The organism is Streptomyces lydicus, assembly GCF_000717345.1.
Lineage (GTDB): Bacteria > Actinomycetota > Actinomycetes > Streptomycetales > Streptomycetaceae > Streptomyces > Streptomyces lydicus.
In genome coordinates this window covers 112,056-136,909 of record NZ_JNZA01000001.1, presented here as the reverse complement: position 1 = coordinate 136,909, position 24,854 = coordinate 112,056, and the positions used below count along the sequence as shown (strand labels likewise).

Sequence of the window (24,854 nt, the reverse complement as noted above, 5' to 3'; positions counted from 1 at the left end):
CCCATGATTCGACACGGAGCGGCCCATGGAGGGGTCTGAGCGGGAATTCAAGCGGAAAGTGAGTGCCCGCGCCCCCGGTCCGGGTGTGGCCGGCCCGGTCCGCTCCCCGGAAGATTGGTCGCTCGTGCGCCGGGGTCGCCATGTCCGCCCGCGACTCCCCCTTGACCGCCGGTCACGAGCCGGTGCATACGTGCTAGAAGTATCGACATGTGGCGCAAACTACGTCAGATCAGGCACCCGTTCCGCCGGTCACGCGCCGCGCCCACCGGGCCCCTTGAGGGGAGGCGGCAGCACCACTGGTACGGGCTGCGCAGCGTCGCCGGCCAGGTGTTCCTGCTGCAGTCGGTCATCGTGGTGCTGGTGATCGCCGCCACCGCGTTCGCCCTGGCGCTGCACGCTCGCCACGAGAGCGAGAGTGACGCCCGCCATCGGTCGCTCGGCGTGGCGGAGGGCTTCGCGCAGGCCCCGGGCGTGCCGGCGGCGCTGCGCTCCGCCGATCCCACGGCCGTGCTCCAGGAGCCGGCGGAGCGGGCGCGGCGTGCGTCCGGCGTGGACTTCGTCTCCGTGCTGAACCGTTCCGGGATCCGCTACACCGACCCCGCCCCCGGGCTGATCGGCCGCCGCGCCGCCGGCGACTGGCCCCGGGCGCTGCGCGGCGAGTCCTTCACGGAGAAGTTCAAGGGGGCGCCCTCCGAAGCGATTCGGGCCGTGGTTCCGGTCACCGATGCCCGCGGCTCGGTCGTCGGCGTGGTCACCGCGGGCGTCCAGGTCACGACGGTCTCGGAGGTGGTGAACCGCGAGCTGCCCCTCCTCCTGGGAGCGGGTGCCGTGGCGCTCGCCCTGGCGGTGGGCGGCGCGGCACTGGTGAGCCGACGGCTGAAGCGGCAGACGCACGGTCTGGAACCCGCCGAGGTGACGCGCATGTACGAGCACCACGACGCCGTACTGCACTCCGTGCGTGAGGGGGTCCTCATCGTCGACGGCGACCAGCGTCTGCTCCTGGCCAACGACGAAGCACGGCGGCTGCTGGAACTGCCCGCGCGTTCCGAAGGACGCCCGGTCCATGACCTCGGCCTGGCCCCGGAGTTCGCCGACCTGCTGGCCGCGTGCCGGGAGGTCACCGACGAGGTCCACCGGGTCCACGACCGTCTGCTGGCCATCAGCTGCCGGCCCACCGGTCAGCTCGGCGGGAGCGTCGCCACCCTGCGCGACACCACGGAGCTGCGCGCGCTCACCGGACGGGCGGAGGTGGCACGCGAACGGCTGCAACTGCTCTACGACGCCGGGGTACGCGTCGGTACGACGCTGGACGTCACCCGCACCGCCGAGGAACTGACCCAGGTGGCCGTGCCGCGCTTCGCCGATGCCGTGACCGTCGACCTCCTGGAACCCGTCCTGCACGGCGAGGAGCCCGGCGGGAAGGCGCCCACTGCCCTGAGCCGGACGGCCGCCGCCGCGGCACCCGGCGTTCCCCCGCTCCCGGACGAGCCGGCCACCTTCCTGCCCGACACCCCGCAGCCCTTCAACGGCGGCCGGGCCGCTCTGTTCGCCGACCTGACCGCGGACAGCGGATGGCGCGGCCCGCACCCGCAGCAGGCCCGGGCTCTCCTGGAGCACGGCATGCGGTCGCTGGTCGTCGTGCCCATCTGCGTGGGAGAGGTCACCCTGGGGGTGGCCCACTTCTGGCGCACCGGCGCACGCGCTCCGTTCGAGAGGGACGACCTGTCCGCCGCGGAGGAACTGGTCGCCCGCGCGGCGGTCTGCATCGACAACGCCCGCCGGTACACCCGTGAGCACGCCATGGCCGTCAGCCTCCAACGGAGTCTGCTCCCGCGCGGGCTGCCCGAGCAGAACGCCCTGGAGGTCGCCCACCGGTATCAGCCGGCCAGGGGCGGCGTGGGCGGCGACTGGTTCGACGTCATCGCGCTGCCGGGCGCGCGCGTCGCCTTGGTCGTCGGTGACGTGGTGGGGCACGGTCTGCACGCCGCGGCGACCATGGGCCGCCTGCGCACCGCGATCCACAACTTCGCCGCCCTGGATCTGCCGCCCGACGAACTCCTGAGCCGGCTCGACGAACTCGTCGCCCGGATCGACCAGGACCGGAGGAACGGCAGCGAGGGATTCTCCGTCACCGGCGCCACCGTCCTGTACGCCGTCTACGACTCGGTCTCCGGCCGGTGCACCCTGGCGCGGGCCGGCCACCCGCCGCCCGCGGTCGCCTGGCCGGACGGCACCGTCACCTTCCCGGACGTCCCCCCGGGGCAGCCCCTCGGCCTGTCCCAACTCCCTTTCGAGGCAACCGAGATCGACCTTCCCCAGGGCAGCCGCCTCGTCCTCTACACCGACGGTCTCGTCCAGCACCGCGACCGGGACATCGACGAGGGCCTGGACCTCCTGCGTGCGGCCCTCTCCCGCACGGACCGGTCCGCCGAGCAGACGTGCGTCGAGGTGTGCCGGGCGCTGCTGACCCCGGGGGCGGAGGACGACATCGCGCTGCTCGTCGCCCGCACCCGTCGGCTGCCCGCCGATCACGTCGCGGTATGGGAGGTGCCCCACGAACCCGAAGCGGTCGCCCCCGTCCGCACGGCCGCCGTCCGGCAACTGCACCAATGGGGCCTTGCGGAGGCGGCGTTCACCACCGAACTCATCCTCAGCGAGCTGATCACCAACGCGATCCGCTACGGCACCCCGCCGGTCACCGTCCGCCTGCTGCGCGACCGCGTGTTGACCTGCGAGGTCTTCGACGCCAGCAGCACCTCACCGCATCTGCGCTACGCGGCCACCACGGACGAGGGCGGACGGGGCCTCTATCTCGTGGCCCACCTCGCCGAACGCTGGGGGACCCGCTACACGCCCGAAGGAAAGATCATCTGGACCGAACAGCCCCTGACCGCGTCCCCCGACTCGCCTCCGCACTGAGAGCGGCCCCACCGTACGGGCCCGCAGGGGCACCCCTCTGAAGTCACCGGAAAGTACCCATATGATGGATAGTGCACGCTGTGTGAAGGCTCCGTTCCTTCCGGTTCGCGAGGGCGACCCGGCAGCAGGAGATGCACCGTGAATGACCTGCAACCCACGCCGGCGAAGGTGCCGTGGCTGCTCACGGCACTGGCCCTCGTGATCGGCGTCCTGCTGGACGTTCTCGCGCCGGAGCCCTACACCGGACTCCCGCTGCTGGCCGCCGCGCCGCTGGTCGCGGGCGCGACGCTCTCCTTTCGCTCGGCGTTCGCCGTCGTCGTGGTCACCTGCGTGGTCTCGGTGGCGGTGGACATCGAGCGGGGACGTCCGGCGACGCCCCTGCTGGTCGATCTGGCGGTGGTCGGCCTGATCGGTGTGCTGGCCCTCGGGGTCAACCGGCTCATCGTGCGGCAGGGCCGCGATCTGGCGCTGGCCAGGGACGTCGCCGAGGCGGTGCAGCGGGCGGTGCTGCCGACCCCGCCGCGGGAGGCCGGGCCGCTGGCCGTGGCCGCCGGGTACACGGCGGCGCAGGCCGAGGCGCGGATCGGCGGTGATTTCTACGCGGTGCAGGACACGCCCTTCGGGGTGCGGCTGATCATCGGCGATGTGCGGGGCAAGGGCATCGCGGCGGTCGCCGCGGTCTCGGTCGCGATCGGCGCGTTCCGCCAGGAGGCCGAGTACGCCCTCTCCTTGGTGACGCTGGCCCAGCGGATGGACGAGGCGCTGGCCAGGGCAGCGGCCCGGAGCGGCCCGGTGACCTCCAGTGAGGGCTTCACCACCGCGGTGCTTGCCGAGGTGGCCCCCGACGGCGAGGAGCTGAGCCTGGTGAACCGCGGCCATCCGTCCCCGTACCTGGTGCAGGGCGGGGCCCTCGTACGGCTCGACCCGACCGTCCCGCAACTGCCGCTCGGGGTGGGGCTGGGTGACCTCAGCGCGGTCGACCCGGTGCCTGTCGACGTGGTGCGGCTGCCCCCGGGGGCCTCGTTGCTGCTGGTCACCGACGGGGTCACCGAGGCGCGGGACAAACGGGGTACGTTCTACGATCCGGTGCTCTCCCGGCGCATGCGCAGGCATTTCACGGAGCCCGAGGCCCTGGTGGACGCCCTGACCAAGGACGTCGGCCGCTGGACCCAGGGGGCGCACGAGGACGACATGGCCATTCTCGCGATCACCCGGCAGCGCCGCCCGGCCCCGCCACCCGCCGCGTAGGCACGGGCCGGGGCAGCCGGAGCCGCCCCGTCACGCCGCCTCCCCGATGAGGAGAGCAACGACGGTCAGGCCGACCGGGACGGCCACGGCCACCCCACACGCCCGCACCGCACGCCCCCCGGGGTGCCGGCCACCGCAGGGCGGTCGGGCGGCACCGCGCCCCCTCACACACCGGCCCGACGTCCCGTCAACTGCCTTCTTACGGTGGGCCGTCGGGCCTGCGCGCCGCTCCACCGTCCCCACGGCACCGCCGCCGACTCACAGACGCGTAGCGCGGTGGGTCAGGCGCCCGCCCAGCACGGTGAGCAGTACGGGCAGGCCGGGCAGGTCGGTGGCGGCGGTGGTGAGCGGGTTGTCGGCGAGGACGGTGAGGTCCGCGCGGAAGCCGGGGGCGAGCCGGCCGGCCTCGTGCTCCTCGCCCGCCGCCCGGGCGGCGTTGACGGTCATCCCCTGGAGCGCTTCCAGAGGGGTGAGTGCCTGGTCGGGGCCGTGCGGGGGCCTCGTGAGGTCGCGGCTGGGCCGGCGGTGGCGGGCGCCCGCCATGACGCCCAGCGGCGGATAGGGGGCGATGGGCCAGTCCGAGCCGAGGACGACGGTGGCTCCGGCATCGCTCAGGTCACGGCAGCGCCAGGCGCGGGAGGCCCGCTCCTCACCCAGGCGGCGTGACCAGTTGTCGGTGTGGTCGGCCCGGGTGAAGTCGCAGCAATGGGTGGGCTGCATGGAGGCGATGACGCCGAGTTCGGCGAACCGGCGCAGCGTGTCGTCCGGGACGGTCTCGATGTGTTCGATCCGGTGCCGCACCCCCCGGCCCCCGTCGGCCTGCGCCTTTTCGACGGCGTCGAGGGCGTGCCGGACGGCCGCGTCGCCGATGGCGTGGGTGGCGGTGGGCACGCCGGCCGCGTGGAGTTGGCCGAGGGCGCGGGTGTAGGCGTCGGGGTCCGGCCAGAAGGCGTGCGTGGACTCGCCGTGGCAGTCGGGGCGTTCCAGCCAGGCCGTGCCGTTGTCGATGGTGCCGTCCATGAAGAGCTTGACGCCCTCGGTGCGCCACAGCGCGCCGCCGGTGCCCTGCCCGTCGATGAGCGCGCGTATCCCGGCGGCGTCGGTGCCGGGCTGGCACCACGGAGCGACCCGCAGGCGCAGCGGCAGCTCGCCGGCCGCGTCGAGTTCGGCGTAGAAGGTGAGGCTGTCGCCGTTCGCGTCCATCGCGTGGCCGCCGGTGAGGCCGGCCGCGGCCATGGCCCCCAGGACGGTGGCGAGGCGGGCGCGCCGCTCCGCGCGCGTGGGCTGCGGGGCGGCGCGCTCCACCAGCTCGCAGGCGGCGTCCTCCAGCAGCAGGCCGGTCGGCCGGCCCGCGTCGTCGCAGACGACCTCGGCGGCCTGGTCGAAGGTCCGCGGGCCGTCGACGCCGGCGAGTTCCAGGGCCCGCGCGCTGGCCAGCACGGAGTGCGCGTCGAAGAGCTGGAGGAGGGCCGGTACGCCGTCGAGGACGGGGGCCAGGGCGGCGGAGGTGACCGGCCGGTCCCCGAAGACGTTGGGGTCCAGGCCCCACCCGCGCAGCCAGGCCCCGGGGGCGAGCCGGCGCACCTCGCCCGCCAGTGCCTCGCGTACGGCGTCCAGGCCGGTACAGCCCGACAGGTCGAGTCCGTGGGTGAGTTCGGCGCCGGAGACCGGGTGGAGGTGTCCGTCGACGAGGCCGGGCGTCACCACGGCGCCCTTGAGGTCGATCACGGTGGTCGAGGGGCCGGCGAGCGCGCGGATCTCGCGGTCGTCGCCCAGGGCGGCGATCCGCCCGTCGGACACGGCGAGGGCGGTCTCCGGCAGGAAGGTGCCGGTGAGCGGGTCGAGCAGGCGGGCGGAGAGCAGGACGAGCGGGGTGCGCACAGCGGCTCCAGGAAACACAGGAGAGGAGGGGAAAGAGGGTGACGGTGGTGGCGGGGTGCCGCGGCCGGCGCGCTCAGGAACCGGCCGCGTCGGTGGGGCGGGTGAGGGTGCCGGGGGCCAGGCCGAGTTCCCGCTCGGCCGTGGTGACGGCCATGCGGGCCACGGCTTCGGGGTGGCCGCCGGTGTCGGTGTTGGCGTGGGCCCCGAGCCCGTCGAGCACCACCAGGATCTGAATTGCCGTCATATGCGGTTCCTCCGTGCGGAATTCACCGCGCTCGACGCCGTCACCGATGAGGTCGGAGAGCCGGCCGCGCCAGGCGGCCTCCTGCACGGCGACCCGGTCGCGGAGCACCGGGCGGTAGCGGCTGAGGTGGCGCGCGTTGAGCCAGAGGCGGCTGACGGCGTCGTACCGCTCCCCCGTCGTACGCGCGAAGAACCGGGCCAGGTGCCGGGCCGCGCTGTCCCCGGTCCGCTCGGCGGGCACGAGGCTGTCCAGCTCGGCGGTGGCGGCGTAGCCGAAAGCCTCCGCCACCAGATCCTCGGCCGACGGGAAGTAGTGACTGATCAGTCCGGGCCGGACGTCGAGTTCCTCGCCGATCCTGCGGAGGGTGATGCACTCCAGCCCCTCGGTCAGGGCGACGGTGGCCGCCATGGCGACGATCTCCGCGCGCCGTGCCGCCGGATCCTTGCGAACCCGCTTCCGTTGAACGCTTGACGACATACCCGGGATGCTATTGAGTGTGCGACCAATAAGCAACCAGGTCGGTCCGACCAGATCCCGGAGGGACCATGGCGTCCACACTTCCCGACCCGCACCCCGGCACACACGGCACACCCGCGGCAGCTCCCCCGGCCACCGACCGCGCAGGTCACGTCGAGGCCCACGGCATCGATCACATCCCCGACGCGGAACGCCACGGCCGCCCGCACGAGCTGTTCTCCGTCTGGGCGGCGGCCAACGTCAACTACCTCAGCCTGGTGACCGGCGCCGCGCTGGTCCTGATGGGCCTGAGCCTGTGGCAGGCCCTCGTCGTCATCGTGGTGGGCAACCTCTTCTGGGCCCTCACCGGCCTGCTCGCCATATCCGGCCCGGCCGCCGGCGCACCGAGCGAAGTGATCACACGGGCGATGTACGGCATCCTCGGAAACCGGGTGAACAACGCGGTGACCGGGTGGATGATCTCCGTCTGCTACTTCGCCCTCAACCTGGCCGCCGCCGCAACGGCCGCCTTCTCCCTCGTCACAAGGACCGGCATCCCCACCACCACCGGCGTCAAGGTCGCCGTGGTGGTGGCGATCGCCGCCCTCACCCTCACCATCAGCGTCTACGGCCACGCCCTGATCGTGAAGCTCTACCTCCCCATCACCCTGGTCCTCACCACCGTCTTCGCCGTCGTCGCCTTCCACGTGCTCCGGCACACCGACTTCTCGTACGCCCCCGCCACACCGCCCACCGGCACCGGCCTCTGGGCCGCCCTCCTCGGCGGCGTCACCCTCATCGCCTCGGGCCCGCTGTCGTACACCACCAGCGCCGACTTCTCCCGCTACTTGCCGCGCTCCACCTCCGCGAAGGCGGTCGCGGGATGGACGGCCCTGGGCGGCTTCCTGCCCGGCGTGCTCGTCTGCTCACTGGGGGCGTTCGCCGCGACCGCGGTCGACATGACCGACCCGCAGCGCGCACTGGAGAAGCTCCTTCCCGGCTGGTTCGTCCCGCTCTTCCTCCTCGCCCTGGTCCTCGGCACCGTCGCCCTCAACGCCCTGACGGCATACAGCGCAGGTCTCGCCCTCCAGGCCGTCGGCCTCCGGGTCCGCCGCTCCCTCAGCGTGCTCGCCGACGGGACCGTCTCGGTCTCCCTGACCCTGTACGCGCTGCTGGTCTCCAACTTCCTCGACACCGTCAGCAACGTCCTTCAGCTGACGGTCGGTCTCCTCGGCCCCACCATGGCCGTCTACGCCACCGACATCCTGCTGCGCCGCAACCGCTACGACGGCCGCACGCTCACCGACGAGACCCCCGACAGCCCCTTCTGGTACACCCGCGGGGTGAACGGGGCGGGCGCCCTCGCGCTCATCGGCGGCACCGCGTGCGCCGCCCTCTGCATGAACACCCTCTACACCGGCCCCGTCGCCCGGGCCCTTGGCGGCATCGACCTCGCCCTCCCCGTCGGCATCGTCGTCGCTTCGGCCCTCTACCTCCTCCTGATGCGCCCGGCCGCCCACAACGCCTCCGCGCGCTGATGAGCGGTCACCTGGTCCTCGATGGCGGTGCGCGGCGTCACCGTGCGAACTTCTCCCTGGCCGCCGGGGAGAGGGGGGTGAAGAAGTTGACGAGGTTGCCGTCGGGGTCGCGGAAGAGCAGCGACCGGTTGCCCCAGGGCATCGTGGTGGGCTCGGTGACGAAGTCGGTGACGAAGCCGGACAGGTTCTGGTGCACGTGGTCCACGTCGTCGACGAGGAACTCGGTGATCACGCTGCGGTTGTCCGCCGGGCGGGCGGAGCCGGGAGCGAACAACGGGACGGTGCGGGTACCGGCGATCGCGAGGGTGGCATGCGGGGTCCTGAGTTCGGCGAAGTCCTCGGTGGCCCACACCGCCCGCACGCCTGTGGCTCGTTCGTAGAACTCGACGAGGCGCGCGACGTCGCCGGTGATGATGCGGATCGAGACGAAGTCCATGGTGATCTCCTTGGCTGCTGGAGTGACTGGGCTTCGCAGGCTAGGAGAAATAGTGGACAGAATCGGTCCTGTATTCGCATTAGGCTGCGGACATGTCTCGACCCACCGGCCGCGTGCTGACACTCCTGGAGTTGCTTCAGTCGGGCGGCACCAGGACGGTGGCCGAACTCGCCGACCGGCTCGGCGTCGACGGGCGCACCGTGCGGCGGTATGTGGACCAGCTGATCGACCTCGACGTGCCCGTGGAGTCGGTGCGCGGCCGGTACGGCGGCTACCGGCTCGCCCCCGGGTACCGCCTGCCTCCCCTCATGCTCAGCGACGACGAGGCGCTGGCCGTGCTGCTCGGCTTGGCCGCCGGCCGCCGAGCGGGCTTGACGACGACGGAGCGCACGGCGAGCGAGACGGCCTCCGCCAAGATCCGGCGGGTGTTGCCCCAACACCTCGCTCGCCGGCTGGACATGCTCCTGGACTCGCTCGCCTTCACGGATCAGCCCGGTGAGTTCGCCGCCCCGGACGCCGGGGTCCTGCTCACCCTCGCCGACGCGGTACGCCACCGCCGACCCGTCTCCCTCAGATACGTCGACGGCGGCGGCCGGCGCAGCGAACGCACGCTGCACGCGTACGGGATCGTCGCCCATGCGGGCCGGTGGTACGTCACGGGCACGGACGCCGGGACCGGCGAGGACCGGACTTTCCGGCTCGATCGCATCGCCGACGCGAGGACCCTGCCCGGCTCGTTCGAGGGGCCCGGGAGTCCCGATCCGGCACAACGTGTGCTGTCAGGGTTCGCCACGGCTGCGTACCGGCATGAGGTGACCGTGCGGATCCACGGGACGGTCGAGCAGATCCGCGCCCGCCTTCCCGCCTCCGTCGCGAGCCTGGAGGAGTACGAGCCGACGGCAGGTGAGGACCGGTCGTCCGAGCGCTGGCGGCGTGTCGAACTGCGGGCAGAGCGGCTCGACTGGCTGCCTGCGGCGCTCGCCGCCCTCGACCGGCCGTTCGTCATCGAGCGCCCCGATGAACTGCGCGACCTCGTCGTCGCGTTCGCCGATCGCCTCGCGTCCTCCGCCCGCAAGACTGACAGCGAGGAACCGATGTCATGAGAGGGCGCAGTTGTCGGCCACCGCACCGGGCCCACGACACCGGGCGTCACGCGGACGGCGATCAGCGGGTGGAACCGCTCCAGTAGGCGTCGTCCCACCGCATCGCGTCCGGGCTGAACTCGACCTCGATCCGGTCGGCGGCAGCGGGCGGCAGCGAGAAGGCGTACTTGCCGACGGCCTTCCTGCCGGGCAGGACGTATCCGGTGATGACCTTCTGCCGGCCGCTGCCGTCGATCACCAGCTCGGCCGAGGCTCCGTCGGCGTCATTGACGTCCGGCAGCCCGGTCTCGACGGAGACCCGTTCCTTACCGGTGTTGACCACGGTGACCGTGACTTGTACGGCCTTGTTGCCCTTGGCGTGGCCGTGGGCGAAGGCGTCAGGGGTGAACGGCTCCGGCTTGGCCACCGTGACCTTCAGCCCGTCGCCGAAGGTGTACGGCTCGCCGAAGGACAGATGCCGGGCCTTCTCCTCGGCCGCCGCCGCCTTCCGCTCCTCCTTGGCCTCCTTGACCTTCCCTCGGGCGTCGTCGACGACATGCTTGATCGCCACCACGGTGAAGGCCGCGCTGCCCGCGGCGAGCAGCAGACCGAGGATGCCCATGACGAGACCGCTGACTGCCATGGCCTTGTTGGTGGCCAGGCCCTTGCGCGCCTGGTTCACCCCGATCGCGCCGAAGATGAGGGCGAGCAGGGCCGGCAACCAGGAGATCCAGAACAGGATGAGGAACATTCCGAGGACGAGGCCGACGAGGCCGAGCACCAGCGCCGTGATGCCCATGCCGTTACGGGGCTGCCCCGTCGGCACCGGGTACGGCAGAGGGCGCACCTCGCCCGCTTGGGAGGAGGGCGGGGCCCACGGATTGTGGTCCTGCGGCTGTCGACCCGTGGTCGAGGAGCCCTCGGGAGAGGCGGGCGTGGTCATGCGGATTCCTTCGCGCGAGTCGCTGAACCCGGACCTTAGCAGAGCATTTTCCGATTTTATGACTTGTCGCTGCCGATATCGGATCCCGTCAGGTCGCTCTGAACCACGCCGCGGGAGCCCTCCGGGAAGGATCGGGGAAGTGACGGTGACTCCGCTTCCCGCGGCCTCTTGGCGAAGCCGCGGGTGACGCCGAGAAGCGCCGACGCGGACCGGATCGTCGTTTCCTCAGCCGCCGACCCTGAGGTAGTGGCCCCAGTAGCCCTGGTGGCGGCCGTAGCGGGTGGTGAGCGCGGCAAAGGCGGCGGCGTCGAAGTCGTGGCCGTAGACGCGTCGGGCGGCGCGCATCATTTCCTTGTCGGGGGTGAGGTGTTCGGTGCGGCCGAGGCCCCGGATGAGGAGGAAGGAGGCCGACCAGGGGCCGATGCCGGCGAGGCGCAGGAGCTGGTCGCGGACCTCGTCGTAGGGGCCGGTGCGCAGGAAGGACTCGTCCAGGTCGAGCCATTGGCGGATCGCGCGGTGGAGGTAGCCGGCCTTCCGCTGGTTCCCGATGAGGTGCTGGAGGGTGGGTTCGTCGAAGCAGGCGAGTTGTTCGGCGTCGGGGAAGGCCCAGCGGGGTTCGCCGTCGACGGTGATGCGGTTGCCGGCCGCCTCGACGAGGGCCTGCTTCATCGTCCTGGCCACCGGCAGGGGGACGCGCTGGCAGAGGATCGCCCAGCACAGCAGCTCCCGCGGCGAGGGGAACGAGACCTGGTGGTAGCCGTACAGGCGCTCCACGACACGGGAGAACGGCCGGTCGAGACGGGCCAGGCGATAGAAATCGGTGAGGTCGTCGGCGAGGCCGAGGTGGTGGGAGAGCCGGTTCGCGGCGGCCTCGGCGGTGGCGTCACCGAGGGGGGTGGCGGCGGTGAGGACGCAGTCGACGGCGGGCGCGTCGGGAGCCGCCGTCACCCGGGCACCCAGGGTGGTGCCGTTCTCCCGCAGGGCCAGCGTCAACCCGTCGTGCGCCGTGCCCTGCTGACCCGTCATGGCGGGGAACGAGCGGAGGAAGGCGAGGGAGGCGGAGAAGGAGAAGGGGGGCCGGGCCGCCAGCCGGAGGGTGCGCGAGTGTGCGGGCGCCGGCGCAGTGGCCGACGCGGTCGCGGTCCGGGCACGTCCCCGCCCGGTGGTCGGCCGGGACGCCGCGGCGTCCTCGGCCCGGGCGGCGAACGCCTCCGCCTCGAAAGAGGTGGTGTCGGTCATCAAGGTCTCGCTTCGTTCGGTGGCGGCCCGGGAGGTCAGACGGCGCGGCCGAGCCAGGCGGCCAGGCGGCGGTGGATGTCGGCGTCGTCCGGGACCGGCTGGACCTTGGCGAAGGGGACCTCGCCGCCGCGCGGCTCGGCCGGCAGGATCTTCTGGGCGAGGCTGAACGCCATGCCGGCCAGGTCCTCGTCCAGCTCCGTCTCGGGTGCGATGACCTGGGCGATGTCCCAGGTGTGGGTGACCGTCTCCATCACATAGCCGCTGAGGGCGATCCGGCCCGCGGCCACGCCCCACGGAACCTCGAACTCCCGGTCGATCTTGTCGTCGTTCGCCCAGGCCGCGGCCGCGCGGGCACGGGCCCGGCCGACCGCGCCGCCCCAGTCGGTGTCGGCGATCTGCCCGACCGCCGCGGGGAGGTCCAAGCCGCGGCCGCCCTCACCGATGTAGGCGATGCGGTGGATCGCGCCGACGGTGTGGCCGAGCAGCCCCCTCAGGTCGTACGCGTCGCAGGGGGTCGGCCGGTCGAGGAGCGCCGGGTCGAGGCCGCTCACCAGCTTCTCCAACTGGTCCAGGGCGCCGAGGAACTGGGGGCGGGGGTCGAATGCGTTCATGGGAGGCACCTCTCATACGAGCCCGCGCCGTGTGCCGGGCCGATGGGTACCACTCTGCGGCCAATACCTGACAGAACCCGTCAAGTTTTGGAAATGCGTTGAGCGAAGGCCCGACCGGCTGCTGCCATCCTGATTGCTGCTACGGGCCTGCGGCGCCCTCCCACGACGGATCACGGCTCGTAAACCCGCTATGACGGCAGGAGTTGACCGCCCTCGCTGACCGCCCTCGCCTCGTCAGATGCGGTGGGTCCGGGCGGAGACGATCACCCCGTCCTGGACGGTGTACGTACCGGCCTCGCGGTGGTGGGATCCATCGCTCTCCGTCACCTCAAGCGTCAGGGTGACGTCGTTGCCGACCACGGGAACGACGGAGAGGACGTTGTGGTCCGTGCCGAAGTACGACGCCTCGAAGCTCTCGTACGGCTGGCCACTGATGTTCTTTCCGCCCAGCGCCCAGGCCGCTTCGAATTGATTCTCGTTGAGGGCCAGGAAGTATGAGACGACCACGTTCGCGGGATCGGGCTGGGGCTGGGGCTGTATCGGCGCTGCCTGAGGCGAGGCAGCGACCGGTGTCCGCGGAGGAGCCACCACCGGACCGGGCACCGCCGCGACCGCGTGGGCCGGGGCGCCCGGCGCCCTGGATGCCGCGGAGGCGGTGCCGGGGGGCTGGACGACACCGAACAGTGCGCTGACGCCGACGAGGGCCACGACCATCGCCATCCGCAACGTCGTCACCACAGAAGAGGCAATTCCTGGAAGCTCCGTCATCGGAAATCCCCAGCAATTCGGGTATGTGAGTCACCTTGTGGGGCACCTGGGTGGGTTCCCGCTTCCATCGTGCGTTACATGTCCCGGGGGCGCACCCGCATGCCGCCGCGGCCACTGCTGGGGTGTGGTGACGAGTCGCTACGGAACGTATTCGGGACGGGCGCGAGGCGAACGCCGGTAAGGGCAGCACGGGCGGTACGCCGGGTCCACCACGGCCCGGGAGCGGCTGGCGGCGGCGCCCTCGCTCGACGGCGCGGCGACCGGTGAGCCACGACCTGACACCCCGTCAGGTCGCACCGTCGCCGACGCGGGCGGGTGCCCGTCGGGGGATGCAGAAGAGCGCGAGGGCGGCGGCCGTCAGGTACGCCGCCGCGCCGGTGGCCATGCTGATCCGGAGGCCGGTGGTGAAGCCGCCCGCGGCGGCCAGCAGGGAGCCTCCCAGCGCGACGCCCGCCGCGCTGCCGACCTGGCGGGTGGTGTTGAACAGGGCGGACGCGGTGCCGGAGTAGGTGTCCGGGGCGGCTGTCATGACGGTCGCGGTGGTGCCGGTGAGGGCGAAGGAGGTGCCGAAGCCCGACGCCATCATGGGCGTCACGAGCAGCAGGTAGGCCGGGTCCGGTCCGGCGGCGGCCCAGCCGGCCAGTCCCGCCGCGCCCAGGAGCATGCCGGTGACCACGAGCGGGCGGTGGCCGGTACGGCGTGCCAGTCGCCCGGACAGGACGGAGGCGAACATCGTCATGGCCACCGCCGGGAAGAGCGCGAGCCCGGTGCGCAGCGCGGTCAGCCCGCGGTGGTGCTGGAAGGAGAGGCTGGCGGTGAAGATCATGCCGTAGAAGGCGAAGTTGAACAGCAGGCCGATGGCCGCTCCCCCGCTCATCGGACGGGAGCGCAGCAGCCGCAGGGGCAGCACGGGGGTGCGGGCCAGACGCTCGCGCAGGACGAACCCGGCGGCTGCCAGCACACACAGGCCGGCGCCGGCGAGGATCAGGGGGTCCGCCCAGCCACGCCGCCCGGCCTCATTGAGTACCGCGGTCAGCAGGGCCACCGTCGCGATCAGCGCGCACTGGGCCGGCCAGTCCACCGGGCGGTCCGGCCGCCGGGCCGAAGCGGCCACCCGACGCAGCGTCAGCAGCAGGCAGGCGCAGCCGACGGGCAGGTTGATGAAGAACACCCAGCGCCAGCCCACGGTGGTGACCAGCAGACCCCCCAGGAGAGGGCCGGCGGAGGCGGCGATGCCCGCCATGGAGCCCCACAGGCCGAAGGCCCGGGAGCGCTCGGCGGGTGAGGGGTAGGACTGTTGGAGGAGCGCGAGGGAACCGGGCACGATCAGTGCGGCGCCGAGACCTTCCAACAGGCGGGCGGCGACCAGGAACCCGGCGGTCCGGGCCAGGCCGCAGGCCGCCGAGGCGACGGTGAAGACCACCACCCCGGTGCAGAAGATCCGGCGGTTGCCCAGCCGGTCCCCCAGCGCGCCGCCGGTGAGCAGCAGACCGGCGAAGACCAGGGTGTAGCCGTCCGTGATCCACTGGATGCCGGTGAGCGAGGCGGACAGCTCCCGTCCCACCACCGGAACGGCGACGTTGATGACGGTCACGTCCAGGATGACCATGAAGTAGCCCGCACAGACCGCGAGCAGTGGGGCCAGGGACCGGCGGCCCGAACCCGCGGGCCGGTCCGGACGATCGGCCTGGGGACTGCCGGCGCGCACCATGGCGACACGGTAATCCCGAGCCGAACGCTTCCCGCGATGCGCGCGCTCCAGCGGCGTGCCGAGGTCGCCCGCCGGGCCACGCTCAGCGCATTGCCAGGCCGAGTTCCTTCTCCAGCACGGTCGCCTGTTCAGGCGTGGCGAAGACGAAGTAGGTCTCGAAGTTGGTCTCCATGAGGCGCACGAACTGGACCAGGTGGAACCGGCGCGGGTCGTCGCCGGGGTCGGGATCGACGTGGCCGATGAACTCCATGATCGCCAGGTGGTCGAGGTAGTCGTCCGACTGGTGGTCGGTGGTCTGCGTCACCACCACGCCGTTGCGGGCGAACTCCAGGACCTCGCCGTGCTCCTTGTCCGCACGCAGCCGGACATCGGTGATGGCGACGGCTCCGTCGGTGAGCGCCGCGGCCCTCTCCAGGATGTGCGCGTAGCTCTCCTCCAGATCGTCGACGTCGTCCCCGTGGGCCGATATCGCCACACCGAACGCTTCGAGCGTGGCGGGCACTTCATGGGGCGACAGCTCCTCGTGCGCGAATGCCGCGTACTCGGCGAGAACGCTGTCGACCTTCTCCCGCGTCACCATGCCCATCCGCAGCAGGAGCGCTCCCACGTGTGCGTACGAGGACGCCCTGAACCAGACCAGCACGTCCCGCAGCCGGTCGTCCCCCTGCTCCCCGTCCGCCCCCTCCGCATCGAGGAGCAGCTCGCGCAGGCACCCCAGGGGTATCGCCGCGCCCCCGACCCGTTTGTCCGGCTGATCGACGAACGGCACCTCGGTCCACACACTCTCCCGCGAGCCCGGGGCCCCGGGCTCGGCGTCGGGGTCGAACGGGACGTACTGCCACACCGCGCCCTTGTTCCGCCGGATCACCTCGCCCAGGTACCAGCAGGCGCCCTGTACGAACGGCTCGTCCCGCGCGGCGTCGAACTCCTCCACCGTGGCGAACCGCCGCCTCACGACGACTTCCAGCCAGTCCAGCGTGTCGGGGTGGAAGTTCCACCTCCACGCTCCCTCGAACGCGTCCTCGGCCCAGGGGTACAGCGCCTCCTCCCGCTCGGCCAGCCAGGCCGTCAGCACGGGGTCCTCCGGCAGCGGCGCCTCGGGGTCCACGTGCGGCGTGTGCTCCTTGACCGGCTCCCACCCCGGCACGTCGTGCTGCCGCGCCGTCACGGCCTGCCGCAGCCGTGCGATCTCCTCGGCGAACGCGGTGCCGGTGCGGACGCGGAGAGCGTGCGCGATCAGCAGCCGCGGCGCGACGGGCGAGAGGGCCAGCTCCGGGTCCGGCCAGACGACGGGCTGCCCCGGAAGACCGTCGACCGGCCGGGTGTTCCAGCCCCAGCCGCCGCCCGCGATCCCGAGCAGCACCTCACCGAGGTAGGCCGTAGCACTCCCCAGCAACTCCGCCCGGCTCTCGGGCAGTTGGGGAGATCCCTCGTCACACTTCTCCAGCAGGAGCGCCTCCAGAGTGTCCAGCGACCTGGCGGAGTAGTCGAAGAGGAAAGCCCCGGGAAGGAGCACCTTCTCCAGGAGCAGAAGCTGATACGGAACGTCCGCGATCCACTGCTGAAGCAGTTGCTGCGGGGAGTCCCCCGGCGGTGTCTCAGGAACCATGCCGCCACTGTAGGGGCGCCCACTGACAACGCCCCGATCCCCGCTCGGTCCGCCCCCCGGCGGCGGAGGTGCACTGCAGCTCCGCCGCCAAGTGACGAGTGGGACGACCTCACACAGGGCCATCTGACGTAGGGACGTGCCGAATTGACTTTCCGTCAGGGGAGTAAGTGACCCGCGGCTCACCGCCACGCCCCGTACGGGTACTTATCAGCCCTCATCCGGTCCGCGGCCGGGCAGGTGGGCCAGGGCGGCGATGAGCGGTACGGGCATGAACGCCGGCCAGTGGCGCCTGTTGACCTGATAGGAGACATAGCCGGCCGACGCGCCGGCCTCCACCTCGTCGGTGGTTTCCGCCTGGTAGACGACCCGGCAGGATCCTGCGGCCTTCTTGGCGCGCTGCCACAGGGTGGGGGCGGGCTTGCGTTCCGCCTCGGTCCGCGGGGTGAAGATACGGTCGCCGAAGTCCGACCAGGCGAACGGCTGGCTGCCCTTCCAGTCCTTGTCGACCACCCTCTTCAGCTCTGCCGCGCGCTCCGCATCGGTGGAGCCCCAGGACGGCGGAACGTTGGTGATCAGGCCGACGGGGATGTGACGGGCACGCAGAGCGCGCAGGTGCTCGGCCGCGTGGGGCAGGTAGCGCACGCTCTTGTCCTCGGCGGTGTGCACCAGCGTCTCACCGAGGTCGAAGTACACCCGCACACACCCACCACCGGCCCGCCCTCCCGCTCCGGCGGTACGGTGCACGGCGGCGGCAGAGCCCTCGCCGGGTCCGGCCAGCGCCACCACGCAGCCACCCAGGGCGAGCAGTAAGTACCAGGTGGCTTTCCGGACGGTTGCCTTCCTCATGATTGTCCTTCCGCAGGGGGGAATCCGATCCAACCGGCCATGCTAGGCATGCGCATGCCAGCGCGTCCCGCGTCAGGAAACCTTGGCGATATTGAACGCGAGGTGGCCGGAGCCTTACGGAGGAGTTGCCGAGCCTGCTCGCCGATATGAGGGCGGGCATCTCGTGCCGCCGGCCCGTTGCAGAAACGGACCTCTACGGCTTACTTACGGATCTCTGCGGCCTACTTGGATTCGACGCGTCCGAGCGGTTCGGGTGCGCTCGCCAGCGCCTCACCCGCCGTCTGCCAAGCGGAGTCCCCGGGGTAGAGCTCGGTGCGGAGGTAGGCCCAGGTGAGCCGCTGGACCGCGGCCACTCGCTCCGGGTTCTCGTCGGTGGTCTCGGCGACGTCGTAACCGGAGACCCCGCCGAGCCCGTGCTCCGCGCCGAACAGGGTGAGCAGGGCCTTGGGGCCCGGGGAGAGGACGTACGGATCGGCGTGCCAGTCCGGGCCCCGGACCGTCAGGTGGGCGGAGTCGTCCTTGTCACCGGCCACCACGAGCGTGGGCGTCGACATCTGGGAGAATTCCATGGTCAGGAAGAAGGAATAGTTCTCGGCCACGAAGTCGGTGACGGCATCGCCACCACTGCCGGGTGCGGCCAGCAGTACCCCCGCCTTGATTCGCGGCTCGGCCAGGTTCACTTCCGTTCCGTCGTGCGGATCGGTGAGCCGGGCGCCCAGCAGCAGGCTCGCGGTGTGCCCGCCCATCGAGTGCCCGGCTACGGCGACCCTGCTTCGGTCCAGACGTCCGAGGAGTTGCGGGACGGCGGCCTCGATCACGTCGAGCTGATCGAGGATGCGCCGCATGTCCTCGGCGCGCGATCGCCAGTACAACGGCGCGCCGGGGGTGTCGGGATCCAGGCTCAGCGTCCTGGAACTCAGATGGGTGGGCTGGATCACGACAAAGCCGTGCGCCGCCCAGAAGTTGACGAGGGGGGCGTAGCCGTTCAGTGAGGAGAGATGGTTCGAGTAGCCCTGGCCGTGCGAGAGGAGGATGACCGGCAGATCGCTCCCGGTCACGGGCGCGGAGACCCGCACCTCCAGGTCCACGGCTCGGTCGGGAGCGGCCAGCACCACCGGGCTGACCGAGAGGACGGGAGCGGGTGAGCCGAAGGTGCCGGCTGTGTACGTCGATGCGCTCATGAGGCGTCTTCCCTTCAACGGCCCCTGCGGGCGGTGCCGTTCGACCGGCGGGCAGGGAGGCGGTCAGGAGTGTCCGGCTTCAGCCGAGCAAAAGCGGAACACTGTTCCGATTAACATACGGAGCAGCGTTCCGCTTTGTCAATGCTGAGCAGCTGCAGATCGACAACATGTTGTCGGTGAGTGAATATGTTGTCATTGCATGGCGCGCTGATGCGACCACTACGTGGAGACCTATCCGCCGGTCGACGTCTGACGAGGGCCCCTCCGGGACCGTTCGACCGTCGCCCGGCCGCGGCCGCCGGGGCCTCAGTCGCGTGGCAGGAGGGAGCCGAGGGGCCCGAGGTCGAGGTTGAGGTCTTCGAGACGCAGGCCGTGCTGTTCGCACAGCTCAGTCATGCGCTCTTCGAGACACATCAGCGTCTCCCCGATGCGTTCCACCTGGTCGTCGCTCAGATCCCCCTGCTCCACGCGGCGAATCGCCTGTCGTTCCATCAGCTGCCGCAGGAGCTCCACCACGGTGAGCACCAACGAGACCAGGTCGCGGCCCATTTGGTCGCGGTCGATATCGAATCGGCCCACGGACGGGCCGGTTACCGCTTCCGTCACAGGGGGCCTCCGTCCGCCCAGGGGGCAGGTACGCGTTCATTGACGGACGACAGCAGTGCGTGCAGGGAGAGCCGGACCAGCGGCACGTCCGCGATGGCGATGACCAGGTCCCCGCTGACCACGATCCCGGTGTTCATGAGGCGGTCCAGCAGGTCGACCAGCGGTACGCCGAGGGGCCCGGAGAGGGGACCCGGGGTGTCCCAGGGGACGGGCTCCCGCTCAAGCACGGCTCACCCCTCCCCCACGAAGGAATACGGAACCCAGGGGCCCGACACCTCGACGTCCACGCCGGTGCGTCGACGCCAGGTCTCCGCGGCGTCGCGCAGTTCCCTCTCCCGAACGGCTGTCACCAGGTAGGCGGCGTTGAGGACCTGCACGCGGTTCTTCTCGCCGGTCATCTCCGAAGTGTGCGGGCGGAGCCGCCGGGCCGCGGTCGCCAGGCGACGGAGCGCGGCATCGACGTCCTCAGCGATCCGCAGGGCACGCTCGTGGTGGTGCTCGCGCGCCTGCCGCAGCCCTCGCTTTCGTTCCAGGTACGCACGGCCCGCCCCGCCACCGCCCCGGAGGGACGGCGCGGCCGCGGTCTCGGGGCGCTTGGGCGCCGCGGCCGGCACCCAGACCTTCACGCCCCACTCCGCGTGGCCTTCGACGCGGTCCAGCGTCGCGGCGAAGCGGTGGGTGTCCTCGGCGAGGGCCTGGCGTGCCCTGTCGTCGCCGCGATAGAGGGTGGCGAGCGCCAGCGGAACGGTCGGCCCGCAGGTGGCGGCCCTGGTCACGACCTCGTGGTGCGCGCGTGCGCACCGCTCCAGCTCGGCGCGGTCCGACAGCCGCTCCTGCCATGCCTCCTGGGTGAACTCGTCGGCCGGTACGTGCTGGACGACTGCAGTGAGAGGCCCGAACGTCAGACCGCGCACCGGAAAGCCGGCGGCGAGGCCGGTGAGGCCCGACAGGACGGCCGGGTCGAGCCGCCGGCCCACGGCGAAGACATAGGTCGCGGTGGCGGTTTCCGGCGCGTCCGGGTGTCCGGTCATGCTCCTGCCTCACTCTTCGGAGCGGCCGAGCCGGCGGAGTCACCGGACTCCAGCGCCGCCACCCGCTCACGCAACCGCTGGTTCTCCTCGTGCAGTTCGTGCCGGGCCGCGCGGGAGCTGAGGGCGGGGTCGGTCTCCCACCAGTCGATGCCGGCCTTCCTGGCCGTCTCCACCGAGGAGACGAACAGGCGCAGCCTGATGGTGAGGAGCTCGATGTCGAGCAGGTCGATCTTGATGTCGCCGGCGATGACGATGCCCTTGTCCAGGACGCGTTCGAGGATGTCGGCGAGGTTCGTGGTGGCCGGGCCGTAGGCGGGAGGGGCGGCCTGTCCGGAAACGACGTCGGTCACGTGACACCTCTCAGAAGCGGCCGGTCAGCACCCGTACAACAGGTCCAGCAGTTGCTGCTCTTCACGTTCGAACGCCTCCGTGCTGAGGTGGCCGGCTTCGTACTCCTCGTTCAGGGCAGCGAGCCGGGCACGGATCACTGAGGGGTCGTGCAGCTCACGGTCGGCCGCCTGCGCGAGTTGGTCGGCCACCCAGACCACGCCCCGCACGGGGGCGAGCGGCAGGGTCAGCACGCCGCTGATCAGCCCCATGTCATCTCCCCGCGCTCACCGGCGTACGCGGTTCCACGAAGCTGTAGCACGGCAGGGGGCCGGCCACCCGCAGGACGACACGGTCCCGGCGCTGCCGGGCGAGACGCTCCGCCTCCGCACAGAATGCGGCACTGTCGTCCCGGCTCACCAGGAACGACATGTTGACCTGGCACCCGGCGACCTCCGGACCGGCAGCGCTCGCATGGGCCCGCTTCCTCAGCTCACCCACGATGTCGTGACCGGCCTCGGCGGCCCGGCGTGCCAGCGCGGTGGCCACCGCCTCCCCGAGCCGCACATTCGCCTCGTAGCCGGGGCGCCGGCGCATCGCGTCGCGCAGCCCGCGGATGCCGGCATCCGCTGCGACGAGTGCGGCGAGCGCATCGTCGGCCGGCGTCGCCTTGACGTTGATCTCGACCCGGCCCGCGAGGCTCTCCAGGGCAGCCAGATGCCGCTCCTCGGCATCGCTCAGTTGCCTGCGGACCGTTGCCTCGTCCGGCGCGACCATGCCGAACCGCATCGGCAGGACCGGGCCGTCCGCGGCCAGCGCCAGCAGCAGCTCCTGGTGCGCCATGAGGTCGCGGCGGCGGGCCCGCAGGTCCGGGGGCGCCGGGCTGACGACCGCGGCGACCCGCCCCTCGTCCCTCCTCGCCACGATCCCCGGCGGCCCGCCCACCCCGCCGAGGTTCGACGGCAGCGGGTGCGCGGCCCGGACGATGCCGTAGACGTAGACGCCGTGGTCGGTCACTGCTCACTCCTCCTCCGAGCGACGCCGGCGGGATCCGGCTCCCGCCCGCGCGGTACTGCGCCGACGCCGCGCCGGCTGCGCTTCCTCCTCGGATTCGTCATCCGAGTCGTCGTCCGCGCCGACCACCGAGCGCACGGTCTCACCAACGGATTTGACGGCCTTTTTGGCCTTGCTCTTTCCGGCGCTTTTCGCGGCCTGGCCGCCGAACAGTTCCGGGACGGTGGTGCTGCGCGTGGTGTTCTCCAGATCCAGCCGGTTGCACGCCTCGGCGAATCGCAGATACGTATCGACGCTGGCCACCACGATGCGCGCGTCGATCTTGAGGATTTCGATCCCGACCAGGGACACGCGTATGAACACATCGATGACCATCCCCCGGTCCAGGATGAGTTCCATCACGTCGTACAGCGTCCCCGCCCTGGGCGGGCAGGGAATGACCTCACCGGACAATCCCGAATAAGACGTGCTGGCCATCTGAGCAGCCCTTTCAGCTGGTGGGGAGGGGCGGGTTCACTGGTCCGCCGCGCCTCGTCGATAGCGGCGGCATCGGTAGTACTCGAGGAGTTCGCCCTCTTTGTCGAGCCGCACCTCGTACGTCGCAAGAAGACTCGTGGTGTCCGGGATCCGCGCCAGCTCCAGTACGTCGACCTCGACGCACCAGCCGTCCTCGGTCCGCCGTACCGCCGAAACACCCTCGGCACGGTGATTGATGAGGCTCTGCAGCAGTTCGGCGGCGCGGTGCGCCGCTTCCCCGGGACCGTTCTCCGATGTCTTCCTGCGCTTTCGGGCAGCCGTCACCGACCCGCCCCGCGTTCGGGCTTGCTCTGCCATACCCCAAGTCTCATCGCCATCCTGACCTGCGCATCTTGAGGGCGCCGATTCGTGTGGCGGGCGGACCGTCGTCGGCGCGGTCCTCACTGGCGGGAGGCCGGCCGGGTGCGGCCGGCTGCGAGGAGGACGGCTCCCGCGAGGAGCAGGCCGCCGGCCGCGCCGATCAGGCGGAGCGCGCGGGAGCCCGTTCCGGCGAGGGACGGCATGGCGGGGGACGGCGTGGCGGGGGACTTGGCGCGGGCGGCGGCGCGGATGAGGTCGGTGATGGCGTCGGGGTGGGAGATCATCCCGACGTGCGAGGAGTCGATCTCGATGGTGTGGGAGCCGGCTCGGCGGGCCTCGAAGCGCTCCAGGGCGGGCGGGAGGGCCTTGTCGCGGGTGGCGACGGCGGCCCAGGACGGGATGGTGCGCCACGCGGCGGACGTCGCCCGGTCCGCGAAGGCCGCGGCGGCGATCGGCCGTTGGGTGGCGGCCATCACCGAGGTGGTCGTGCGAGGGAGGTCCGCGGCGAACACCGCGTGGAACGCCTCCTGGGCGACGTAGAGGTCCGTGCCCGTGGTGCCGTCCGCGTTCTTGAAGGGGACCCGCCGCAGGGCGGGGTCGAGCGCGCTGCCGGGGAACTTGGCGGTCAGCGTGGAGAGGACTTCGCCCTTGTCGGGTATCAGCGCGGAGACGTAGACGAGCGCCTTCACCTGCGGGTTCCCGGTCGCCGCCGCGCTGATCACGGCCCCGCCGTACGAGTGGCCGACCAGGACGACGGGGCCCTGGATGCTCCGCAGGACGCCGGCCACGTAGGCGGAGTCGGTGGGCAGCCCGCGCAGCGGGTTGGCGGCGGCGACGACGCGGTAGCCGTCCTTCTGGAGGCGTGCGACGACCCCGTTCCAGCTGGAGGAGTCGGCGAACGCACCGTGCACCAGCACGACGGTCGGTCGGGCGCGGGCGGGGCGGGACTCGCCACCGAGGGCCGCGGGCTGCCCGTCGGCGACGGCGGGCGCCGAGACCGCGAACACCGCCGCGGTCACCAGCGCGGCGGTTCCGCGGAGTCGACGCCGACGGGACCTTGACACAGCGGACGACGTCACAGCAGCTCTCCTTCACCGGACGGGCGGGACGCTCGCCAGCCTTTCCGGACGGCGCCGCACGCGCGCCCGCGGAGAAGCAGAGGAGCGAATCGGCTGGCCCGTTCGGGTGCCGTCGGTGGACGCGCGGTTCATGAAGCGGCCGGCCGGGGTGTCACGTGGCGGGCTTCCGCTCGGGGCCGCGAAAAGGCGTCGACGTCCATGACGGCCCGGGCGAACGCTTCGGGGGCTTCCTGGGGCACGTTGTGGCCGATGCCCTTCAGCGTGCGGTGCGCGTAGCGGCCGGTGAATTTGCGGCGATAGGACGCGTCGCCGCCCGCGGGTGTGAAGGGATCGGCCGCGCCGTCGAGGGTGACGGTGGGCACGGTGATGACCGGGCCTCGGGCGAGGCGCCTTTCGAGGTCGTCGTACCGGGGGTCGCCCTGGGCCAGGCCCAGTCGCCAGCGGTAATTGTGGATCACGATGCGGACGTAGTCGGGATTGTTGAACGCTGCCGCGGTCCGGTCGAAGGTGGCGGCATCGAAATCCCAGGTCGGGGAGTTGAACTTCCAGATCAGTCGCGCCAGATCGTGCCGGTTCTCCGCAAGGCCGAGCCGGCCTCTTTCGGTGGCGAAGTAGAACTGGTACCACCATGCCCATTCGAGCTGCGGCGGCAACGGCTTCTTGTTGGCCTCACGGTTGGTGATCAGATAGCCGGACACCGAGACCAGGCCCTTGACCCGCTCCGGCCGGAGCGCCGCGATGATGTCCGCCGTCCGCGAGCCCCAGTCGTAGCCGGCGAGGATCGCCCTGTCGATCCGCAACGCGTCCATCAAGGCGAGGATGTCGAGGGCGAAGACCGACTGCTGTGCGTTGCGGAACGTCCGGTGCGAAAGGAAGCGCGTCGTGCCGTGGCCCCGTAGATACGGAACGATGACGCGGTAGCCCCTTTCCGCCAGCAAGGGCGCGACAGCGACGTAGCTGTGAATGTCGTAGGGCCAGCCGTGCAGCAGCAGGACCGCGGGCCCGTGGGCCGGGCCCGCCTCGGCGTATCCGACGTTCAGGACACCGGCCCTGACCTGCTTCAGCGCACCGAACGACGGTTCCGCCCCGGGTTCCTTCCTGCCCTGTCCGGTCGCGGGCGGAAACGGATCGTTGGGCTGGTGCACTGCCGTCGAACACGCCGAGGAGAGGCCGGCCGCCGAGGCGGTGGCCGCTCCCGCACCGAAGAGCTTTCCGAAGGTCCGCCTGCTGATCATCTGAGAACTTCCC

General features: G+C 71.6%; 25 protein-coding genes. 4 read left to right on the top strand and 21 right to left on the bottom strand.

Going from position 1 to position 24,854, the window contains the following annotated elements:
• Positions 1 to 207: 207 nt before the first annotated feature.
• Together OO62_RS00640 and OO62_RS00635 are read left to right on the top strand one after the other, a co-directional pair.
• Positions 208 to 2,919, top strand: a complete 2,712-nt coding sequence (locus tag OO62_RS00640) for a SpoIIE family protein phosphatase (protein ID WP_078616948.1) — start codon at positions 208 to 210, stop codon at positions 2,917 to 2,919.
• Positions 2,920 to 3,057: 138 nt separating this feature from the next.
• A complete protein-coding gene (locus tag OO62_RS00635; RefSeq protein WP_078616947.1) occupies positions 3,058 to 4,167 on the top strand; it encodes a PP2C family protein-serine/threonine phosphatase in 1,110 nt (369 codons plus the stop codon).
• Positions 4,168 to 4,425: 258 nt separating this feature from the next.
• Here OO62_RS00635 and OO62_RS00630 read toward each other — a convergent pair whose 3' ends face one another.
• Both OO62_RS00630 and OO62_RS00625 read right to left on the bottom strand, forming a co-directional pair.
• Positions 4,426 to 6,048 (bottom strand): amidohydrolase, encoded by a 1,623-nt coding sequence (locus OO62_RS00630; protein WP_033265090.1) that lies wholly within the window; start codon positions 6,046 to 6,048, stop codon positions 4,426 to 4,428.
• Between the two features lie 73 nt (positions 6,049 to 6,121).
• Positions 6,122 to 6,769: a TetR/AcrR family transcriptional regulator gene (locus OO62_RS00625; RefSeq protein ID WP_033265089.1), complete on the bottom strand. Its 648-nt coding sequence runs from the start codon at positions 6,767 to 6,769 to the stop codon at positions 6,122 to 6,124.
• Positions 6,770 to 6,837: 68 nt separating this feature from the next.
• Here OO62_RS00625 and OO62_RS00620 point away from each other — a divergent pair, with 68 nt between their 5' ends.
• The gene (locus OO62_RS00620; RefSeq protein ID WP_033265088.1) at positions 6,838 to 8,286 is read left to right on the top strand and encodes a purine-cytosine permease family protein; all 1,449 of its coding nucleotides are present in this window, start codon (positions 6,838 to 6,840) and stop codon (positions 8,284 to 8,286) included.
• Between the two features lie 37 nt (positions 8,287 to 8,323).
• On the opposite strand, the gene OO62_RS00615 is transcribed toward OO62_RS00620, so the two are convergent.
• Positions 8,324 to 8,722 (bottom strand): VOC family protein, encoded by a 399-nt coding sequence (locus OO62_RS00615; RefSeq protein ID WP_033265087.1) that lies wholly within the window; start codon positions 8,720 to 8,722, stop codon positions 8,324 to 8,326.
• Positions 8,723 to 8,814: 92 nt separating this feature from the next.
• On the opposite strand from OO62_RS00615, the gene OO62_RS00610 reads away from it, so the two are divergent.
• A complete protein-coding gene (locus OO62_RS00610; RefSeq protein WP_033265086.1) occupies positions 8,815 to 9,825 on the top strand; it encodes a helix-turn-helix transcriptional regulator in 1,011 nt (336 codons plus the stop codon).
• A gap of 61 nt (positions 9,826 to 9,886) precedes the next feature.
• Here OO62_RS00610 and OO62_RS00605 read toward each other — a convergent pair whose 3' ends face one another.
• The 18 genes from OO62_RS00605 to OO62_RS00515 form a co-directional block, all read right to left on the bottom strand.
• Positions 9,887 to 10,747 carry a DUF4190 domain-containing protein gene (locus OO62_RS00605; RefSeq protein ID WP_033265085.1) on the bottom strand — a complete coding sequence of 287 codons (861 nt, stop codon included), beginning with the start codon at positions 10,745 to 10,747 and terminating at the stop codon, positions 9,887 to 9,889.
• Between the two features lie 225 nt (positions 10,748 to 10,972).
• A complete protein-coding gene (locus OO62_RS00600) occupies positions 10,973 to 11,986 on the bottom strand; it encodes a DNA-3-methyladenine glycosylase family protein (protein ID WP_078616946.1) in 1,014 nt (337 codons plus the stop codon).
• Between the two features lie 35 nt (positions 11,987 to 12,021).
• Positions 12,022 to 12,597, bottom strand: a complete 576-nt coding sequence (locus tag OO62_RS00595; protein ID WP_033265084.1) for a TIGR03086 family metal-binding protein — start codon at positions 12,595 to 12,597, stop codon at positions 12,022 to 12,024.
• Between the two features lie 234 nt (positions 12,598 to 12,831).
• Positions 12,832 to 13,365 (bottom strand): hypothetical protein, encoded by a 534-nt coding sequence (locus OO62_RS36850; RefSeq protein ID WP_129322935.1) that lies wholly within the window; start codon positions 13,363 to 13,365, stop codon positions 12,832 to 12,834.
• Positions 13,366 to 13,651: 286 nt separating this feature from the next.
• Positions 13,652 to 15,076, bottom strand: coding sequence for an MFS transporter (locus tag OO62_RS00585; RefSeq protein WP_206738459.1), 1,425 nt, complete (start codon positions 15,074 to 15,076; stop codon positions 13,652 to 13,654).
• Between the two features lie 82 nt (positions 15,077 to 15,158).
• A complete protein-coding gene (locus OO62_RS37515) occupies positions 15,159 to 16,685 on the bottom strand; it encodes a hypothetical protein (protein ID WP_051732426.1) in 1,527 nt (508 codons plus the stop codon).
• Between the two features lie 207 nt (positions 16,686 to 16,892).
• The gene (locus OO62_RS00570; RefSeq protein WP_033265083.1) at positions 16,893 to 17,531 is read right to left on the bottom strand and encodes an HAD family hydrolase; all 639 of its coding nucleotides are present in this window, start codon (positions 17,529 to 17,531) and stop codon (positions 16,893 to 16,895) included.
• Between the two features lie 221 nt (positions 17,532 to 17,752).
• Entirely contained in the window at positions 17,753 to 18,712 is a 960-nt protein-coding gene (locus OO62_RS00565) for an alpha/beta hydrolase family protein (protein ID WP_033265082.1), read from the bottom strand.
• 306 nt (positions 18,713 to 19,018) lie between these two features.
• The gene (locus OO62_RS00560) at positions 19,019 to 19,318 is read right to left on the bottom strand and encodes a gas vesicle protein K (RefSeq protein WP_033265081.1); all 300 of its coding nucleotides are present in this window, start codon (positions 19,316 to 19,318) and stop codon (positions 19,019 to 19,021) included.
• A complete protein-coding gene (locus OO62_RS00555) occupies positions 19,315 to 19,545 on the bottom strand; it encodes a gas vesicle protein (protein ID WP_033265080.1) in 231 nt (76 codons plus the stop codon). The genes OO62_RS00560 and OO62_RS00555 overlap by 4 nt, the downstream gene beginning before the upstream one ends.
• A 3-nt stretch (positions 19,546 to 19,548) precedes the next feature.
• The gene (locus OO62_RS00550) at positions 19,549 to 20,349 is read right to left on the bottom strand and encodes a GvpL/GvpF family gas vesicle protein (RefSeq protein WP_033265079.1); all 801 of its coding nucleotides are present in this window, start codon (positions 20,347 to 20,349) and stop codon (positions 19,549 to 19,551) included.
• Entirely contained in the window at positions 20,346 to 20,699 is a 354-nt protein-coding gene (locus tag OO62_RS00545) for a gas vesicle protein (RefSeq protein ID WP_033265078.1), read from the bottom strand. The genes OO62_RS00550 and OO62_RS00545 overlap by 4 nt, the downstream gene beginning before the upstream one ends.
• 24 nt (positions 20,700 to 20,723) lie before the next feature.
• Positions 20,724 to 20,948: a gas vesicle protein GvpG gene (locus tag OO62_RS00540; protein ID WP_033265077.1), complete on the bottom strand. Its 225-nt coding sequence runs from the start codon at positions 20,946 to 20,948 to the stop codon at positions 20,724 to 20,726.
• Between the two features lies 1 nt (position 20,949).
• Positions 20,950 to 21,693 (bottom strand): GvpL/GvpF family gas vesicle protein, encoded by a 744-nt coding sequence (locus tag OO62_RS00535; RefSeq protein WP_033265076.1) that lies wholly within the window; start codon positions 21,691 to 21,693, stop codon positions 20,950 to 20,952.
• Between the two features lie 3 nt (positions 21,694 to 21,696).
• Entirely contained in the window at positions 21,697 to 22,167 is a 471-nt protein-coding gene (gene gvpJ / locus OO62_RS00530) for a gas vesicle protein GvpJ (protein ID WP_033265075.1), read from the bottom strand.
• Between the two features lie 36 nt (positions 22,168 to 22,203).
• On the bottom strand, positions 22,204 to 22,524 hold the full coding sequence (locus tag OO62_RS00525) for a gas vesicle protein GvpO (protein ID WP_033265074.1): 321 nt from the start codon (positions 22,522 to 22,524) through the stop codon (positions 22,204 to 22,206).
• An 83-nt stretch (positions 22,525 to 22,607) separates the two neighbouring features.
• Complete coding sequence (locus OO62_RS00520) at positions 22,608 to 23,546, bottom strand: alpha/beta fold hydrolase (protein ID WP_323135797.1); 939 nt, start codon at positions 23,544 to 23,546, stop codon at positions 22,608 to 22,610.
• A 188-nt stretch (positions 23,547 to 23,734) separates the two neighbouring features.
• Positions 23,735 to 24,841, bottom strand: a complete 1,107-nt coding sequence (locus OO62_RS00515; protein WP_051732425.1) for an alpha/beta fold hydrolase — start codon at positions 24,839 to 24,841, stop codon at positions 23,735 to 23,737.
• Between the last annotated feature and the right edge of the window lie 13 nt (positions 24,842 to 24,854).